The sequence below is a fragment of the Rothia nasimurium genome (assembly GCF_928381705.1).
Lineage (GTDB): Bacteria > Actinomycetota > Actinomycetes > Actinomycetales > Micrococcaceae > Rothia > Rothia nasimurium_G.
This window is the reverse complement of sequence record NZ_CAKMSR010000002.1, coordinates 19,525-37,133: the sequence shown is the minus strand read 5'-3', so window position 1 is coordinate 37,133 and position 17,609 is coordinate 19,525. Positions and strand designations below refer to the sequence as shown.

16 protein-coding genes are annotated in these 17,609 nt (G+C 57.6%); 10 read left to right on the top strand and 6 right to left on the bottom strand.

Annotated features, from left to right (window positions below; genetic code table 11):
- Positions 1-19 precede the first annotated feature (19 nt).
- Genes L6762_RS01870 through L6762_RS01855 form a run of 4 tightly spaced genes read right to left on the bottom strand, consistent with a single transcriptional unit; the run spans position 20 to position 5,265 of the window.
- Positions 20-1,168, bottom strand: coding sequence for a hypothetical protein (locus L6762_RS01870; RefSeq protein WP_237185316.1), 1,149 nt, complete (start codon positions 1,166-1,168; stop codon positions 20-22).
- Positions 1,137-2,108: a hypothetical protein gene (locus L6762_RS01865; protein WP_237185315.1), complete on the bottom strand. Its 972-nt coding sequence runs from the start codon at positions 2,106-2,108 to the stop codon at positions 1,137-1,139. The genes L6762_RS01870 and L6762_RS01865 overlap by 32 nt, the downstream gene beginning before the upstream one ends.
- Positions 2,105-3,274, bottom strand: a complete 1,170-nt coding sequence (locus L6762_RS01860; RefSeq protein ID WP_237185314.1) for a restriction endonuclease subunit S — start codon at positions 3,272-3,274, stop codon at positions 2,105-2,107. The genes L6762_RS01865 and L6762_RS01860 overlap by 4 nt, the downstream gene beginning before the upstream one ends.
- Positions 3,271-5,265, bottom strand: coding sequence for a type I restriction-modification system subunit M (locus tag L6762_RS01855; protein WP_237185313.1), 1,995 nt, complete (start codon positions 5,263-5,265; stop codon positions 3,271-3,273). The genes L6762_RS01860 and L6762_RS01855 overlap by 4 nt, the downstream gene beginning before the upstream one ends.
- 222 nt (positions 5,266-5,487) lie before the next feature.
- Here L6762_RS01855 and L6762_RS01850 point away from each other — a divergent pair, with 222 nt between their 5' ends.
- On the top strand, positions 5,488-6,345 hold the full coding sequence (locus L6762_RS01850; protein WP_237185312.1) for a PhzF family phenazine biosynthesis protein: 858 nt from the start codon (positions 5,488-5,490) through the stop codon (positions 6,343-6,345).
- A gap of 321 nt (positions 6,346-6,666) precedes the next feature.
- Complete coding sequence (locus tag L6762_RS01845) at positions 6,667-7,158, top strand: DUF2087 domain-containing protein (RefSeq protein ID WP_237185311.1); 492 nt, start codon at positions 6,667-6,669, stop codon at positions 7,156-7,158.
- Positions 7,159-7,268: 110 nt separating this feature from the next.
- On the opposite strand, the gene L6762_RS01840 is transcribed toward L6762_RS01845, so the two are convergent.
- A complete protein-coding gene (locus L6762_RS01840; RefSeq protein WP_237185310.1) occupies positions 7,269-7,907 on the bottom strand; it encodes a TIGR03085 family metal-binding protein in 639 nt (212 codons plus the stop codon).
- Between the two features lie 129 nt (positions 7,908-8,036).
- Between L6762_RS01840 and hisI the strand changes: the two genes are divergently transcribed.
- Genes hisI through L6762_RS01825 form a run of 3 tightly spaced genes read left to right on the top strand, consistent with a single transcriptional unit; the run spans position 8,037 to position 10,656 of the window.
- Complete coding sequence (gene hisI / locus L6762_RS01835) at positions 8,037-8,432, top strand: phosphoribosyl-AMP cyclohydrolase (RefSeq protein ID WP_237185309.1); 396 nt, start codon at positions 8,037-8,039, stop codon at positions 8,430-8,432.
- Between the two features lie 31 nt (positions 8,433-8,463).
- Entirely contained in the window at positions 8,464-10,032 is a 1,569-nt protein-coding gene (locus L6762_RS01830; RefSeq protein WP_237185308.1) for an anthranilate synthase component I, read from the top strand.
- Positions 10,033-10,656, top strand: coding sequence for a Trp biosynthesis-associated membrane protein (locus L6762_RS01825; protein ID WP_237185307.1), 624 nt, complete (start codon positions 10,033-10,035; stop codon positions 10,654-10,656).
- Between the two features lie 72 nt (positions 10,657-10,728).
- Here the strand turns inward: L6762_RS01825 and hutC are convergent, their stop codons facing one another.
- Positions 10,729-11,475 carry a histidine utilization repressor gene (gene hutC / locus L6762_RS01820; RefSeq protein WP_237185306.1) on the bottom strand — a complete coding sequence of 249 codons (747 nt, stop codon included), beginning with the start codon at positions 11,473-11,475 and terminating at the stop codon, positions 10,729-10,731.
- 129 nt (positions 11,476-11,604) lie between these two features.
- On the opposite strand from hutC, the gene hutU reads away from it, so the two are divergent.
- The 5 genes from hutU (at position 11,605) to L6762_RS01795 (ending at position 17,497) form a co-directional block, all read left to right on the top strand.
- Positions 11,605-13,287, top strand: coding sequence for a urocanate hydratase (gene hutU / locus L6762_RS01815; protein WP_237185305.1), 1,683 nt, complete (start codon positions 11,605-11,607; stop codon positions 13,285-13,287).
- 2 nt (positions 13,288-13,289) lie between these two features.
- A complete protein-coding gene (gene hutI, locus L6762_RS01810) occupies positions 13,290-14,480 on the top strand; it encodes an imidazolonepropionase (protein WP_237185304.1) in 1,191 nt (396 codons plus the stop codon).
- Entirely contained in the window at positions 14,480-15,487 is a 1,008-nt protein-coding gene (gene hutG, locus L6762_RS01805; protein WP_237185303.1) for a formimidoylglutamase, read from the top strand. Before hutI ends, hutG begins: the two co-directional genes overlap by 1 nt.
- A 73-nt stretch (positions 15,488-15,560) precedes the next feature.
- Positions 15,561-17,102: a histidine ammonia-lyase gene (hutH, locus tag L6762_RS01800; protein WP_237185302.1), complete on the top strand. Its 1,542-nt coding sequence runs from the start codon at positions 15,561-15,563 to the stop codon at positions 17,100-17,102.
- A gap of 146 nt (positions 17,103-17,248) precedes the next feature.
- Positions 17,249-17,497, top strand: coding sequence for an HGxxPAAW family protein (locus tag L6762_RS01795; RefSeq protein ID WP_237185301.1), 249 nt, complete (start codon positions 17,249-17,251; stop codon positions 17,495-17,497).
- Positions 17,498-17,609: the final 112 nt, after the last annotated feature.

Here is a 17,609-nt window from a genome sequence, read left to right as displayed (position 1 = left end):
AATGAACGCAGACTCTTGGCTAAGCGTTTCCGAATTCAAAAGGTATTTCCTTGTACATATTATGCAGTTCGTGCGGTTCATGATTGTATATTAAATACAAAAAACCAGTATCAATTTTTTCTAATGCATCTTTGAGTGAACCTCTGGCTGTTTTGTGTTCTGCTAGATTAAGTTCATGCTCAGGAAAAGTCTGTAATTTTAATCTGGTTGAGTTAGCTGGGAATTTTGAAATCTCTGCAAAAATTATCTTATGATTCGCGACATAGGATTCGAAAGCGTCTGATGACAAAATCACTATTTCTTTTATTTTCTTTCGATATTCTTCTTTTAATTGATAGTGGTATATTAATGCGCGATTGTCACCATCATATTCAAGATCATTATCATTTTGTATCTCGAACCACATCCTTTGTAGATAGTTCATGTAATCTACAACTGCACTTAGATTTTCTAAGTCGCGATCATGGAAAGGGTATGTGATAGTCTTTATAGACCCAGTTTCGATTTTATGCTTGATATTTTCGATATTATAAATATCAGGATGATACAAATCGAAAAATAACTTATCATTTCTGTGTAGAAGTAAAATATCTATTGGAGGACCAAAAGAAGGGTTATTATTCTCATCAAATACAATATTACTAATTTCATAATTTTTGCTTAAGCCCCTATGGTATTTCATCCATATGACGTGTGGCCCGATTAAGTCTGGATATAAGTCCATAATTTGAGACCTAATATTTTCGATCCAATTTGTAAGATGGTGTGACTGGGTTCCACCAGCTCTAGGTTGAGAAACGATAATTAATATCTTTTCATCAAGATTAGAATTAGTAGAAGATAATTTGAAAACCTGTATATGGACAAAAATTTCAAAATCATCAAGTAAAATCAACTCAATGCTGTCGTTGATTTTTTCCCATGCACTAACCAATTCAATTGACTCAAGTGAAAAACCCATTGTAGGCGAAATCAGTTGTTTATATTTTTCATCGTTCAGAACCCATGAGCTAGTCCCATCTCTCCTAGAAAGAAGACCAAGATTGATGAGCTCATTGACTGTCTCAAATTTTACATGGAGCTTATCTGCAGCGGAAGAGATATTAATATCTCCTCTTATTGTTGAAAGAAAATCTTTATATTTTTTCTGAATTATTGTTGATTGCATCAATAATATCTCTCTCAATTGATTTAATGTTTGTCTCTGGGGACAGTACGATCGATCGTTCAAAATCTTTGTTTATTGAAAACATGTATGAATTTTTCTCTTTATTAATTTCAAGTGCAGAAGCGGTGGCAATTATGTGCCAAAAACTTCGAATGTTTTTACTATATAATGATGAATAATCGATAATAATTTTATTAATAAGCGAATAGTCAATGATATCATCATTTATTCGACAGGATCTATCAAATCCAAAGTATTCTGAAGAGAAATGGCTTAGGGTTCTTCTGTCATATAGATAGGATGCGTGCCTAGCCCAATTTTCTCCCAGGTCGATAATTTTACAATATAAACTATATTCACCAGTTTCTAATGTTATGCTGCCATACTGGAGGAGGTTTTCACCATTTCCATCCTTTAGTAATTTAATTAATTCAACAGTCTTTGATTGCATACTGTTTAAAATTATTGGATTTTCTCCAACTGACAACTTTAAAGTAAAGTTTACTTCGATACGTCTAGACCTAACTTGGCAAAGCCTAAATTTCTTGACTGATTCCCAGTGGTGATTGAATTCATCAGATCCACAGTAATGCAACGTTTGAACATGGTGTCTATTAGCTACTGGATTTCCAATTTTTGTACTTCTACTGTCTATATTAGCTTTTAAGTGAGGATTAATTGACATTGAATCTTTATGTATGTCAAGTGCCAATTTTCTGATATTTAACTTGTTTGCTTTATTTGATAATTCGAATGAATTTTTGGAAATTATAAGAGCAATAAATGCGAAAACTGCTGTAATCCAAGCAGGTACTGTTCCAAAATTTAGAGAGTGAAACAAGTTTCTAAAATTTTCACTTTCTATATAAAAATTAACTGCTATTCCAAATAGCAGTAACACAATAAGCAAAAATAATCCTATATTCTTTAGTTTTTTCATTGTTTATTGATTCTGTTCACCAGAAGTGATTCTTTTATTTCGTTTAAATAGGTTTCTGCATTGAGGTTGAAGCGGGAGTTGTTTCTATTTATTTTTACATTTCTTAAAATAGGGATATTTAATTCCTTAATATCTTCCAGGTTTAGTTGAATCTTGGTTCCACCATATGATTTTTGTTTTATCTGATGTTTCACTTTGCTGCTAAGAATTGCTTCGGCAACCGAATAAGGATCATATTTATCCGTATTGATTCGTACAAGAGCAAGATGTTGGCTAACGTAACCACCCGCAATACGCTCATCAACAACGGTCACAGAACCTAAGTCAGCAGTAATTGAAATAAGGATATCCCCAATCTGAAGTTGGGATCGTTTCCCTTCATCGTTGGGCAATTTAGCTGTATCTACATACAACAAATTCGATAAATCAGGTTCAATGGAATTACGCCGCAGATTAGTGATTCGCATGAAAGGACTACCGATGTCACCGACATAATCACCCCAGCCACGAGACCCGCTTGTAATGAACTTAGCTATGTATTTCAATGGAACTGAAGTTTCAGACTGTTCAAAAGCCCAATCTCGCTCAGCAACAATAAGTTCCTGCTCTAAACTTTCAAGTCGCTGTGCATCAGCGATTAGCTTATCAATCTCCGCCAGTTCTCGGTCTAGCTCATCAGCAATTTTCTTTTGTTCCTCAAGTGGGGGTATAGGAATAAGAGCTGCCTTGAGCTGTTGCTGGTTCAATATCTTAGCACCGTAAATATTTGTCCCGGCGGCTTGTTCAAAAGCCAGCGGGAGTACATAGCGTGCAAAAGGTAAGTGAATTTTGCTTGATTTATGGATAGTTGCGATAGCTTCATTAGTTACAACAGGCTTTTTAACAAAAGCAGTTTTGCCAATGGAAAGCTTAAAGCTGTACAATAAATCACCGGGTTCAGACCATCGAATATTAGAATGACGTAAACCAGACTCAGATAAGTAATGGCTAGAGCCGAAAATTTCATCTGAGTTCATGTCAGCAATTGTTACCCAAGGAATATCGCCATCAAAAAACTCTGGATTGCTTGTGGGAGGAGTTCCACCAACTGAAATATCTAAAATATGTGAAGCTTTACGGATTTCCCAATGGCTGGGTATGTTGTGAAGCCAATCTGGAATTTTCACTTTGTTAGCACCTCTTCCAGCCTCTTCTTGATTCGGCCCAGTACCTCGTTCAGGTCGCGGTCAATCTCCTCCAGGGAGCGGGGCGGAACATACTCGTAGAAGTGGCGGGTAAAAGGAATCTCCGCACCCTCCTTAGTCTTAGACTCATCAATCCAGGCATCCGGCACAAAAGGCTTAACTTCGCGTTCCAGGTACTCGTGGATATCCTCGCCCCAGGGCACATTCTCAGTATCGCGCAGGGTAGAATCAGCAACCGGCTTCTTAGCCTTCATCACCACCTCGGCGGATTCATCGCGTTCAGCCAACTCATCCACCAACTTAGCCAACGCCGCAGGCTTCACCAGGGCACCGGCGTCCGCACATACCTGCAAAAGCTCAGCCTTCACGCTGGCCACTTCAGCATTAACAACACCCGCTGTGCTCTCAACCAAAGCAGCAAGCGAAGCCCGCACGGCGGCGTCCTCACCCTCAGCCAGCTTGAGCTTGCCAAACTCCTTAGAAGCCAAGAGCCGCTCAACCCGCTCAGCAGTAAAACCCCAATTCAACCGCAAGGGGCGCTCCACCGTAATCGTGCGGTACATAAACTCCTCACGATCAAAAACCTTAGACCGTTTATCATTAGCAGTATCAAAAGCAGCGTAAAGGCGGGTAATCTCAGCAATCTGCTCCTCGCTCAAGCGCTTCCGCTTAGACCCCACCGACTTACGCATCTTCTCAAACATATTCGTCGCGTCAATCAGCTGAACCTTGCCCTTACGCTCAGCCTTTTTCTGCTTATTCAGCACCCAAATATAGGTAGAAATACCGGTGTTATAGAACATGTCAGTAGGCAGGCCAATAATTGCCTCAAGGTAGTCCTGGTCCAAAACCCACTTACGAATATTGGACTCACCAGAACCCGCGCCACCCGTAAAGAGGGGAGAGCCATTCAACACAATAGCCCCGCGGCCGCCCACCTGGGCAACACCATTGCTAGCAACCGTCGGCTCATTGAGCTTAGAAATCAGGTGCTGCAAGAAGAGCAGCGAACCGTCAGAGACCCGGGGCAGGCCAGCACCAAACCGACCCGTAAAACCCTGGTTCTTATGCTCAGCCTCAACCACAGCCTTAGCGCCCTTCCAGTCCACGCCAAAGGGCGGGTTGCTCAGCCCGTAATGGAAGGTGCGGTTCTCAAAAGCCGGGTCAGTCAGTGTGTTGCCGAGAGCGATATTATCGACGTCCTGGCCCTTCACCACCATGTCAGCCTTACAAATCGCATACGACTCAGGGTTGAGCTCCTGACCCAGCAGGCTCACATCGGCGGTGGGGTTCAGCTGATGAATCTTATCGTCAGCCACCGACAACATACCGCCGGTGCCAGCCGTAGGGTCATAAACCGACCGGGCAATGTAATCAGTACGCAGGTCTTCATCATCAGCCAGCAGCAGGTTAACCATGAGCTCAATAACCTCACGCGGGGTAAAGTGCTCACCGGCAGTCTCATTCGAAGCCTCAGCGAACTTACGAATCAGCTCCTCAAAGATATTGCCCATCTGCTCATTGCTCACCTGATCAGGGTGCAGATTCACCCGCGAGAAATGCTGAATCACCTGATACAGCAGGTTATGAGCGGCAAGGTCTGCGATGGTGTCTTCGAACTTATACTTCTCAAAAATATCGCGCACGTTCTCACTGAACTGGTTAATGTAAGAACGCAGATTCTGCTCAAGAGTATCGGGGTCATTCGCGACCGTCTTGAGATTGTGCTGGGAGAGGTTATAGAAACTGTAATCGTGACCCGCCCGGGCAGACAGCATCGCCGGGGGAATTGTATCGAGCACATAACCGTCTGCCGCCTCTAGAACAGCCTGCTTAGTCGGCTCAAGCACCGCATCAAGACGCGCCAACACCGTGAAAGGCAAAATAATCTGACCGTACTGATGCTGCTTATAGGTACCGCGCAAAACATCAGCCACATTCCAAATGAACTGAGAATAGTTCAAAGAAGACACATACGCCCCTCAAGATTGGCAAACTAATGGCTCAGCATAAAAGCCCTAGCCACTAGGAAGAGCTTTTACCCTGATGAAAACTAATCATACTCAAGGGGCAGGCTGGGGGGCTGAAGTGCAGTTTTTGTGTCTCACCTGCTTACCAGGGCTGGATGTCGATCTAGCCAGGTGCCCGGTAGGGTAGAAGTAAACCCCATAGAAGCGCAGGCGAAAGGACCCCACATGAAACCCCGCCCCTTCACCCAGGTCGATGTATTCGGCTCGGTTCCGCTCAAAGGCAACCCCCTCGCCGTGGTGCTCGACGGCAGCGGCCTCACCGACGAGCAGATGCAGGACTTTGCCCGCTGGACCAACCTCTCCGAAACCACCTTCATCACCCAACCGACTGACGCTCGGGCCGACTACGCCGTCCGCATCTTCACCCCCGGCGGCGAACTACCCTTCGCCGGGCACCCCACCCTGGGCAGCGCCCACGCCTGGCTAGAAGCAGGCGGCCAGCCGCAACGCCCCGACGTTATCGTGCAAGAATGCGCCGCCGGGCTCATCGACATCACCCGCAGCGGCCAAGAGCTCTCCTTCGCCGCCCCAGCGACCATCCGCACCGGTGCCCTCGACGAAGCAACCCTGGCAGGCATCGCCACCGCCTTAGGGCTGGAGCGCAGCCAGATTCTCTCCCATCAGTGGGTCGACAACGGGGCCGGCTGGTGCGCCGTCGAAATCGCAGACCCTGACCGTCTGCTAGCCCTCACCCCGGACTTCTCCCGCGGCCCAGACCTCAAACTCGGCGTCTTCGCCATGCACCCGGCAGGTTCAGACATCGCCTACGACATCCGCGCCTTCGTGCCCGGTATCGGCGTTTCTGAGGACCCGGTCACCGGCTCCCTCAACGCCTCAGTCGCCCAGTGGCTCGCCCGCGAGAACCGGGTTGCCGGAACCTACACCGTACGCCAGGGCACCTGCCTGCACCGCGACGGCAGACTCACCATCACGGTAGGGCAGGACGCCAGCCCCACCGGGTCACCCGACATTTGGGTTGGCGGAAGAACCCACACTCTCATCAGGGGAGAGGTTAGTCTTTAGGTCTTTACTCCATCTGTTGGCTTGTGCTGCCCCGCTAAGCCGGGGCGGACGTCCGTCCGCTCATTGAATGTAATCGAAAATGCCATCTGCGCGGTCAAAGAACACGCAGATGGCATTTTCGGTTACATTCGGGAGCGACTGTGATATAAAGGTGTGAGGCGTCACCCACCGCCCAGCGCTTTGCCCCTGTGACTCTAGCAAGCAGGTCGTCAGCGCGAAGGGAAGAGAATTCTCGGGTTGCACCGGCATTCCAAGACCGGGGTAGGCACCACCGAACCGTCGATTGATACCGCAGCTAGAGTGCGAAGAAAGTCGATACCCGTGACTGCCCAATCAAACTTCAAAAAGCTCGTGCGCGCCCGCATGGAAGAAACCGGTGAGAACTACACCACCGCCCGAGCAGCCCTCCTCGAGACCAGGCCGTCGACCGACGTCCTGAACGATCCCCGTGAACAAGCCTACGCAGAGCACCGCACCGTCGTTGACCGTTTTATGCAGGGCGGACGCCTGACCTCCTGGCCCTCCAAGCGCCGCACCCGCGCCCACCTGCTGCTGCACCTGGTGACCTATTTTGAGCCAGGGCGCACCTACACCGAGAAACAGGTCAACGAGATTCTGGCCGCCCTCTGGCAGGACTATGCCTTTATGCGTCGGGAAATGGTCGAGTACGGTTACCTGGTGCGAACAGCTGACGCCTCCGCGTATTGCCTGGCAACCCGGGCTCCCAACCGGGAAGGTACCGTGCTGGCTGCCGAGGCCCCGGCCTGGGAAGCGATGTGGCTGCCGGGCTACCTGGCCGCAGAGGCTCTGTAGCAACTAGGGACCAGATTCCTCCCAAAATCCTTGTGGTGCATACATACTATTGAGAGTTTTCTGGTCCCTACTTGGGGTGGGGCGGAGCAGGCGTGCGCCACAACCGACCCTTAGCTCACCTCAACCCGGGCCGCAGCCTCGCGCCCGAAGAGGTAGAGCACCAGTTCGCCCGGCTCGCCGGTCAGCACAGTCGCAACCTGGCCAGCAGGCGGAGCAATCACAGTATGAACAGCGGGGGAGTAGCCCGGTGCTTCTAGCACCAGCCCGTGAGGGTACTTCTTCCCTGCCATCAGGCGAGCGCGCGCCCGCAGCACCTTCCACATCTTCTCCTGCACACCCTCAGCCAGCTCGCGCGGGGCAGGCTGCTCGCCGTCAGCGAGTGAGGCGCGGCGGACGTCCTCGGTATGCACAAAGTACTCAATCAGGTTCATCGCCTCGTCCAGACCCGGGAAGCGCGTGCGCATGTGCAGGTAACCCGGCAGCGCCTCAAAATCGCGCAGGGCCTTCTCGTAGCGGCGCTGGCCGGTCAGCTCATTGGCAAGCTGGTCGGTGTAGCGTTCGGTGCGAGCTGCCAGCGGGCCGCCCGGCATGCCCGCTGCAATTAGAGGCTTGCTTTCGCGCACCAGCAGGTGGGCCGCCATGTGGCGGGTTTCCCAGCCCTCACAGAGGGTGGGGGCGGACGGCCCCGCCGCAGCGAGAGCGTCAAGTAGGGCCGTGCGTTCTGAGGTAACAAGGGCAGAAGAAGTCATACGCCCAGTCTAAACCTGAACGATGGGTTGCCCAGCGCAGGCACCAGCCCTACAAACACCAGCCCCAGCCCGTAGCCAGATGCTGAGAGCTGCCCCAGCCCTGCTACCGCCATCAGCTAGGATGGAAAGGTGAGTACACCAGCACCCAGCGCCACCGAGGGCGCTTCACTGCCCGCCGATATCGCCGCACGCCTCAAACGCGATGAGCACGGCCTATTCGCCGCAATTATTCAGCAGCACGACACCCGCGATGTGCTCATGCTCGGCTGGATGAACGAAGAAGCCCTGCGCCGCACCCTCACCGAAGGGCGGGTCACCTTCTGGTCCCGCTCCCGCCAGGAATACTGGCGCAAGGGCGACACTAGCGGCCACTACCAGTACGTCAAAAGCGTCAGCATCGACTGCGACGGCGACGCCCTGCTTATTCAGGCCGACCAGGTAGGCGCAGCCTGCCACACCGGAACCACCACCTGCTTCGAAGCCGGCGGGCAGCTGCCCGCCGCAACCGGCGTCCGCCCCGAATAGCTCCCCAGACACACCACAACCAGAGGAAACCATGCACGACTTGGGAATTGTCGAACCGACCCTAGAAGAGTTCCGTGAATTAGCTGCCAGCCGCCGCGTCATTCCCGTGCGCGTCAAAGTTCTCGCAGACGCCATGACCCCCATCGGCATCTACCGTGCCCTGGTTGCTGCCGACGGCGCACCCGCCCCCGGCACCTTCCTACTGGAATCAGCGAACGAGCAGAAGCAGTGGTCACGCTACTCCTTCATCGGGGCCTCAAGCCGCTCAACCCTCACCACCAAGAACGGGCAGATCGTGTGGCAGGGGCTCACCCCCTCCGGCGCACCCACCGAGGGCGACCCCGTTGAGGCTATCCGCGAGACCCTCGAAATGCTGCATACCGAACCCCTCGATAACCTGCCCCCGCTCACCAGCGGCCTGGTCGGCTACATGGGCTGGGACGTCGTGCGCCACTGGGAGAAACTACCCGGCGGCCCAGCGGACGACGTCAACCTGCCCGAGTTCGCCCTGAACATCGTCTCAGACATGGCAGTGCACGATAACTCTGACGGCACCGTCACCCTCATCGCCAACGCCATCAACTTCAACGGCACCGACGACAACATCGACGCCGCCTACGCCGACGCGCTCTCCCGCGTCTACGCCATGATGGACAAACTGGCCCAGCCCGCCCCCGAGTCGGTCTCAACCCTCACCGGCACAGCGGACATCGAGGCGCAGGTAGCGCAGGTCAAGCACACTTGGGCAGAGCAGGGCTTCTTGGACGCTATTGAAAAGTCCAAGAAAAACATCATCGACGGTGACGTATTCCAGATCGTGATCTCCCGCCGTTTCGAGGCAGAAAACCGCGCCAGCGCCCTGGACGTTTACCGGGTGCTGCGCCAGTCCAATCCCTCGCCCTACATGTACCTCTTCAACTTCGAATCTACCGAAGACGGCGAGCCCTTCCAGATTGTCGGCTCTTCCCCCGAAGCCCTAGTCACCCTCAAAAACGGCACCGCCACCACCCACCCCATCGCCGGGTCCCGTCCGCGCGGCGCCACCCGCGAAGAGGACCTCGCCCTGGCCGAAGAGCTGCTTGCCGACGAAAAAGAACGCTCCGAGCACCTCATGCTCATCGACCTGGCCCGCAACGACCTCTCCCGCATCGCGGTACCCGGCAGCGTCAACGTCACCCAGTTCATGGAAATCGAGCGCTTCAGCCACATCATGCACATCTCATCCGAGGTGCAGGCCCAGCTGGCCGACGGCATGAACGCCTACGACGTACTGCGCGTAACCTTCCCCGCAGGCACCCTCTCAGGCGCGCCCAAGCCCCGCGCCATGCAGCTACTCGACGAGTACGAGGTGAGCGCTCGCGGCGTCTACGGTGGTGTGTGCGGCTACTTCGATTTTGCGGGCAACATGGATATGGCCATTGCCATCCGCACCGCCGTGCTCAAGAGCGGACGCGCCTACGTGCAGGCAGGAGCCGGTATTGTCATGGACTCCGTGCCAGCCTCCGAAGCTCAGGAAACCGTGAACAAGGCGGCAGCGCCCCTGCGCGCTGTGCTCACCGCATCGGGACTGGCCCCTCTGTCAACCGAGGTGATCGACTAAATGGGCGAGAATCAGGCTCTGCCTGCTGAAGCTGCACGTGTACGCCCGGTACCGGGCTGGGCTAAGCCTGCCCGCGTCATGCTGGGGTCTATGGCGGTTTCAGCCGCCGCCTTCCTGACCACCCTGCCCACCTGGATTCGGGCCGAGGTCAGCACGGTCGTGGCGACCTCCACCCTGGACATTTCCGGTGCGGACGCCGGCCCCACCGTCTCTGCCCTGGCCCTGGTTGCCCTGGTGGCGTCGGTTGCCCTGCGTATTGCCGGGCCTAAGCTCCGCAAGGTGCTGGCTCTCTTGCTGGTGGGCGTGGGGCTGGGCCTGGCGGTAGCCGCCTTCGGCGTGAACGCCGATCCGCAGGCTGCCTCTATGGCCCAGGTCAGCGCGATGACAGGCACTAACGCCCCGGCCAACTCCTACGCTGTGACCGTCATGCCCCTGCTGGCGACCGTGTGCGGTGTGCTGGTTGCCCTGGCCGGTGCGTGGGCCTTTGTTGCTACCTCCCACTGGAAGACCGGGCGCAAGTACGACCGGTCAGCTGCCCGGGCTGCCCGCGTGGCTTCTGCCGAAGAAACGGACGAAATCGACGCCTGGGACTCCCTGAGCGAGGGTAAGGACCCGACCCTGTAAGAGGGACAAAACGTCTAAAGCCGCAGACCCGCTGTGATTGGCGGGCTGCGGCTTTGCTGTATCTAGAGGGGGTTACAGGCCGAAAGAACCCTCTAGGCGGCTGCGGGAGCCGGGGTGCAGTAGCACTACCTGGCTGATGAGTTCATCGCCTGACCAGGTGCTGCGCAGCAGGCGCAGACAGGGCTCGGTGGGGTTGATCTGCAGGTCGGACGCCTGTGAGCTGGTGGGTAGCACCGCTTCGACGGTGTGCGTGCCCCGGGTGATAGGGGAGCACTGCCCCAGGTAAAAGTTGGGGGTAATGCTGGTGAAGTCCTGCTCTAGATAGTCGGGTATGGCTACGGCGTTGACATAGCGTTCTTCGCGCTGGATGGGCAGCCCGTCATCGTAGTGGACCAGCACGCTGTGGAAGACCCTCTCGCCCAGTTCGGGGGCTAGGCGGCGCAGAGCTTGGGCTGCCGGCATCTCTTCGAGGGTGAGTACTGTACTGCTGTGGGTGTGGCCGCGTTCGGTGATTTCATCGGCAATGTTGCGCACCTCAAGCAGGGCAGAGGGGTTCTTGTGCTCGGCCACAAAGGTGCCGACCCCGCGGGTACGCACGAGCAGGCCCTCAAGCGTCATCTCGCGGATAGCTCGGTTGACGGTCATGCGGGAGAGACCCAGGGCGCTAGCGAGCTCGTTTTCTGAGGGGATGCTTTCGCCCGCTGCCCAGTGGCCGCTGTTGATCTGCTCGGTGACGATGGTTTTGAGCAGCTGGTAGGCGGGGGTTTTTGCGGCCTTGTGATCAGCGAACTGCTGGGACAAGTCGGTGATTTTTTCCACGCCTACTCCATTGACAAGTGGTTGTATATACAAGAAGATAGGTGTGTGACCTTCTTCATCTTCCCACTGTACCGCCCCGGTGCGATCAGGTAAAAGCAAAGAACCAAAAGCTGGGAAGAACAGACCATCATGTACAAAGGAGTAAACATGACCACCAGCGGCCCCCGCCCCGTCCGCGCCCCTCGCGGCCCTGAACTCAATACCCTCGGCTGGCAGCAGGAAGGTGCCCTGCGCATGCTCATGAACAACCTCGACCCCGAGGTTGCCGAGCACCCCGATAACCTGGTGGTCTACGGCGGCACCGGCCGCGCCGCCCGCTCTTGGGAAGCCTTTGACGCCATCGTCGCCACCCTCAAGACCCTTAAAGATGATGAAACCATGCTGGTGCAGTCCGGCAAGCCCGTAGGTGTCTTCCGCACCAACGAGTGGGCCCCGCGTGTGCTGCTGGCCAACTCCAACCTGGTGGGCGACTGGGCCAACTGGGAGCACTTCCGCAAGCTCGAAGCCGAAGGCCTGATGATGTATGGCCAGATGACAGCTGGTTCCTGGATCTACATCGGCACTCAGGGCATTCTGCAGGGCACCTACGAGACCTTCGGCGCGGTTGCCCGCAAGCGCTTCAACGGCACCCTGGCAGGTACCATTACCCTCACCGCAGGTCTGGGCGGCATGGGCGGTGCCCAGCCCCTGGCCGTGACCATGAACGAGGGCGTCGCAATCTGCGTGGACGTTGATGAGTCCCGCGTTGACCGCCGCATCGACCACAAGTACCTGGACGTCAAGGCCCGCGACCTCGACCACGCCCTAGAGCTTGCCATCGAGGCCCGCGACGCCAAGAAGCCCCTCTCTATCGGTGTGGTTGGCAACGCCGCTGAGATTTTCCCCGAGCTGCTGCGCCGCAAGGCCCCCATCGACATCGTCACCGACCAGACCAGTGCCCACGATCCGCTGAGCTACCTGCCCACCGAGGTCACCTTCGAGGACTGGAAGGCAGAAGCCGCCCGCGACCCCGAACTCTTCACCAAGCGCTCCCGCGAGGCCATGGCAGCCCACGTCGAGGCTATGGTGGGCTTTATGGACGCCGGTGCTGAGGTCTTCGACTACGGCAACTCTATTCGCGATGAAGCCCGCAAGGCCGGCTACCAGCGAGCCTTCGACTTCCCCGGCTTCGTACCCGCCTACATCCGCCCCCTCTTCGAAGAGGGCCTGGGCCCCTTCCGCTGGTGCGCCCTCTCCGGCGACCCCGAAGACATCAAGAAGACCGACCAGGCCATTCTCGAACTCTTCCCCGAGAACGAGCACCTGAAGCGCTGGATCACCATGGCCGGTGAGAAAGTCGCCTACGAGGGCCTGCCCGCCCGTATCTGCTGGCTGGGCTACGGCGAGCGCCACAAGGCAGGCCTCAAGTTCAACGAGATGGTAGCTAGCGGTGAGCTCTCTGCCCCCATCGCCATTGGCCGTGACCACCTGGATTCCGGTTCGGTGGCTTCCCCCTACCGCGAGACCGAGGGTATGAAGGACGGCACCGACGCCGTTGCCGACTGGCCCCTGCTCAACGCCCTGGTGAACACCTCATCGGGTGCCTCCTGGGTATCCATCCACCACGGCGGCGGCGTGGGCATGGGCCGCTCCATCCACGCGGGCCAGGTCTGCATCGCTGACGGTTCGGAGCTGGCCGCTGCCAAGCTGGAGCGCGTACTGACCAACGACCCCGGCATGGGCGTAATTCGCCACGCGGACGCCGGCTACGAGTACGCTCAGCAGGTTGCGGCTGAGCGCGGGGTCCGTATTCCCATGCAGGAAAACCGCTAGCCATGACCAGCCGTCTCTTTACCAACATCGGGTCGCTGGTCACCAACGACCCCACCCTGGACCGCGGGCCCCTGGGCGTTCTCGAAAACGCCGCCTTCGTGGTGGAGCAGGGCAGAATTACCTGGGTTGGCACAGCCAGCCAGGCACCGGCGTCCGACCGCTGCCTAGATCTGGGCGGGCGCGCCGTGCTGCCGGGCTTCGTGGAATCCCACTCTCACCTGGTCTTTGCCGGGGACCGCTCGCACGAGTTTGCCGCCCGCATGGAGGGCAAACCCTACGAGGCCGGTGGCATCCGCACCACCATCGAGGCCACCCGGGCCGCCAGCGCAGCGGAGCTGGAACTCAATACCCGCTCGCTCATGCAGGAGTACGCCCGCGCCGGGGCAACCACGATTGAGGTAAAGACCGGCTACGGCCAGTCGGCTGAGTCTGAGCTGAAGTCGGTGCAGGTCGCCGCTGCCTGCACCGACGAGGTGACCCTGCTAGCTGCCCACGTAGCTCCGCCGGAGTACCGGGATAAGCAGGACGAATACGTTCAGATGGTGGTAGACACCATGATTCCCGAGTGCGCCCCCTACGCCTCCTGGATCGATGTTTTCTGCGAGCGCGGGGCTTTTAGCGAGGACGAGTCGCGGGCAGTCCTGCAGGCAGGTATAGCAGCCGGTTTGAAGGCTCGCGTGCACGGCAACCAGCTGACCTACGGGGCCGGTGTGCAGCTGGCAGTGGAGCTGGGTGCTGCCAGCGTGGATCACGTGGTTTACCTGACGGACGCGGACGTAGACGCCCTGGCCAATAGCTCAACGGTGGCTACGGTTCTCCCCGGCGCCGACTTTTCTACCCGGGGTGACTACCCCAATGCCCGCCGCCTGCTGGATGCCGGGGCTACCGTAGCCCTGGGAGCAGACTGCAACCCCGGCACCTCCTTCACCACCTCCATTCCCTTCTGCATTGCCCTGGCCGTGCGCGATCTGCACATGAGCCCGGACGAAGCTGTCTGGGCGGCAACCGCCGGGGGAGCGGCAGCCCTGGGTCGCACCGACATCGGTGCCCTGACCGTGGGAGCCCGCGCCGACGTCCTGGCCCTGGACGCCCCCAACCACCTGCACCTGGCCTACCGCCCCGGCGTGCCCCTGGTCGCCGGCGTCTGGAAGGACGGGCAAACCGTCGTACCCCTGCACGAGGAGGACATCTAGTGATACAGGCTTTTACCGACCGGCAGGCCCCGACCTGGAGCGGACGCGACGACGGCCCCGGTGCCGAGCACCGCAGGCTCTTCCAAGCGGTACAGCCGCTTGCCCAGCTCACCCAGAAGCCGGACGCGGTCTTCGTCGGCTTTGCCTCCGACGAGGGGGTCCGCCGCAACCAGGGGCGCACCGGCGCAGCAGAAGGGCCCACCACCCTGCGCTCAGCCCTGGGAACCCTAGCCCTGGCTCAGGGAACCACCGGCAACCGCCGCACCGACCTCGTCCTGGGGGACGCGGGTGACGTGGTTGTCAATCACCGCGACCTCGTCGGCGGCCACCGCAGGCTCTCAGAAGCCGTTACAGCCACCATCGACGAAGGCTCCCTGCCCGTGGTGCTCGGTGGCGGCCACGAAGTAGCCTACGGTACCTACAAGGGGCTGGCGGCGTCCTCTCGTAGACAAAACTACCGGGGCCGGGGTAGGGCCGCGCGCATCGGCATCCTGAACCTGGACGCCCACTTCGACCTGCGCCAAGCGGACGAACCCACCAGCGGAACCCCCTTCAGCCAGGCGCTCGCCGACGAAGAATGGGCGGGCACCGAACTGACCTACGCGGTCGTGGGCATCTCTGAAGCAGCCAACACCCAGGTACTCTTCGACGCCGCAGACCGCGCCCGCGTGCACTACCTGCTCGATGAAGAAACCCACTGGGGCAACCTACAAGCCATCGACAAGTTCGTTGAGGTCTTTACCGCACACGTCGACCTGATCTACCTGACCCTGGACCTGGACGTCCTGCCAGCGGCCGTTGCGCCCGGTGTCAGCGCCCCCGCCGCGCTCGGCGTTGACCCAGCTATCATCAACCGCATCATGAGCAGGGTTGCTGCCTCTGGCAAGCTCGCCGCCTTCGACGTGGCCGAACTCAACCCCTCCCTCGACATCGACGGACGCACCGCCAAAACAGCAGCCCGCCTGATACACACCGTCCTGACCCGGCATACGCCTTTGCCGGAGTAAAACTCTATAGGTTCTGCAGTCTCACGCTCGCTGCGAGCCTGCTTCACCTCGTACACTTTCAAAGGAGAAAACCATGACCACCACCGTCACCGTGGGCCTTAGGCCCGTGAGTTTCGCCGACCTCATCGCTGTTGCCCGCCACGGCGCGGCCGTCACCATCAGCGACGAATCCCTGGCTGAAATCGAAAAATCTAGCCAGCGCATCCGCGACCTCGCCAACTCCGATACCCCCGTCTACGGCGTCTCCACCGGCTTCGGCGCCCTGGCGAATAAGCACATCCCCCTTGAGATGCGTAAGGCCCTGCAGCGCGGCCTGATTCGCTCCCACGCCGCAGGCTCCGGCCCCGAGGTCGAAACCGAAGTGATTCGTGCCCTCATGCTCCTGCGCCTTTCAACCCTGGCAACCGGCCGCACCGGCGTCCGTCCCGTCGTCGCCCAGGCCTACGCCGACATGCTCTCTGCCGGCCTCACCCCGGTGGTGCGCGAGTACGGTTCGCTGGGTTGCTCCGGCGACCTGGCACCCCTGTCGCACTGCGCCCTGGCCATCATCGGTGAGGGGCAGGTGCGGGACGCCGACGGCCAGCTCTACGAGACCGCTGAGGCTTTCGAGAAGTTTGGGCTGACCCCGGTTGAACTGGCAGAGAAGGAGGGCCTGGCCCTCATCAACGGCACCGACGGCATGCTGGGCATGCTGGTGATGGCCCTGACCGACCTGGACGCCCTGGTCAAGCTTGCCGACATCGCTGCGGCCATGAGCGTGGAGGGCTTGGCCGGCACCGACCGCGTCTTTGCCCCTGAACTGCACGCGCTGCGCCCTCACCCCGGCCAGGGGGCAGCGGCTGCCAACATGAAGAAGGTGCTGGAAGGCTCCGGCATTATCCAGCACCACGCCGAGAACGTGACCACCTACGTGCAGGACGCCTACTCCCTGCGCTGCGCACCCCAGGTCGCCGGGGCCGTGCGCGACACCATCGAACACGCTCGCACCGTTGCCCTGCGCGAGCTGGCATCGGCGGTCGATAACCCCGTGGTGACCCTCGATGGCCGTGTGGAATCCAACGGTAACTTCCACGGCGCCCCGGTCGCCTACGTGCTGGACTTCCTGGCCATCGCCGTAGCCGATGCTGCCTCTATCTCGGAGCGCCGCACCGACCGTTTCCTCGATGTTGCCCGCAACCGCGGCCTGCCGCCCTTCCTAGCCGACGACCCCGGCGTGGACTCAGGCCACATGATCGCCCAGTACACCCAGGCTGCTATCGTTTCTGAGCTCAAGCGCCTGGCTGTTCCTGCTTCTGCTGACTCTATTCCTTCGTCTGCCATGCAGGAGGATCACGTCTCCATGGGCTGGTCAGCTGCCCGCAAGCTGCGTAAGGCAGTGGACGGGCTCACCCGCGTCCTTGCCATCGAAATCCTCACAGCCGCCCGCGGTATCGACCTGCGTGCCCCGCAGACCCCCTCACCGGCAACCGCCGCAGTGATTGAGCGCCTGCGTAAGGACGTCGCTGGCCCCGGCCCCGACCGCTTCCTCTCACCCGAAATCGAACAAACCGTCGAACTGGTCGCCAACGGCGAACTGCTGGCAGCGGCTGAGAGTGTCACCGGACGCCTCGCCTAAGCACCTACCTCAAGGAAATAAAAAGGCACACGGGTGCCTAAACTGGGCCAAAGAGCCCCCAATCTTCTAAGATAGAGATAAGCACCCGTGTGCTCGGCACCCCATACACCGGCAAGCGCACGCCCACACACTACAAGGAGACTCACATGGCACAGCAGACCGTTGAGATGGTCCCCGACCTGCCCTACAACAACCACGGCAACACCACCGCCTCATGGGCCATGGTCATCATCATGATTGTCGGCTCAATCATCGGCGCCGTCGGCTTCTGCATCTCAAGCACCCCCATCTTCGTGGTCGGCGTTGCCATCATCGCCATTGGCGTTGTTGCCGGTATCGTACTCCGTTCAGCTGGCTACGGCCAGGGCGGCAAGCACACCAAGTACCACCACTAAAACCCGAACCCATCCGGGCGAGGCGAGACAAGGGGCACCCCGCACAGACGCGAGGTGCCCCTTGCCTTTTCTTCACACGTGTTCTCACCCGGTGAACCCGTCTGGCAAACGT

Coding starts and splice junctions, on each gene's coding strand:
- L6762_RS01870 (WP_237185316.1), bottom strand. CDS start 1,168: ATGCAATCAACAATAATTCAGAAAAAATATAAAGATTTTCTTTCAACA.
- L6762_RS01865 (WP_237185315.1), bottom strand. CDS start 2,108: ATGAAAAAACTAAAGAATATAGGATTATTTTTGCTTATTGTGTTACTG.
- L6762_RS01850 (WP_237185312.1), top strand. CDS start 5,488: ATGAAACCCCGCCCCTTCACCCAGGTCGATGTATTCGGCTCGGTTCCG.
- L6762_RS01840 (WP_237185310.1), bottom strand. CDS start 7,907: ATGACTTCTTCTGCCCTTGTTACCTCAGAACGCACGGCCCTACTTGAC.
- L6762_RS01830 (WP_237185308.1), top strand. CDS start 8,464: ATGCACGACTTGGGAATTGTCGAACCGACCCTAGAAGAGTTCCGTGAA.
- L6762_RS01825 (WP_237185307.1), top strand. CDS start 10,033: ATGGGCGAGAATCAGGCTCTGCCTGCTGAAGCTGCACGTGTACGCCCG.
- hutU (WP_237185305.1), top strand. CDS start 11,605: ATGTACAAAGGAGTAAACATGACCACCAGCGGCCCCCGCCCCGTCCGC.
- hutI (WP_237185304.1), top strand. CDS start 13,290: ATGACCAGCCGTCTCTTTACCAACATCGGGTCGCTGGTCACCAACGAC.
- hutH (WP_237185302.1), top strand. CDS start 15,561: ATGACCACCACCGTCACCGTGGGCCTTAGGCCCGTGAGTTTCGCCGAC.
- L6762_RS01795 (WP_237185301.1), top strand. CDS start 17,249: ATGGCACAGCAGACCGTTGAGATGGTCCCCGACCTGCCCTACAACAAC.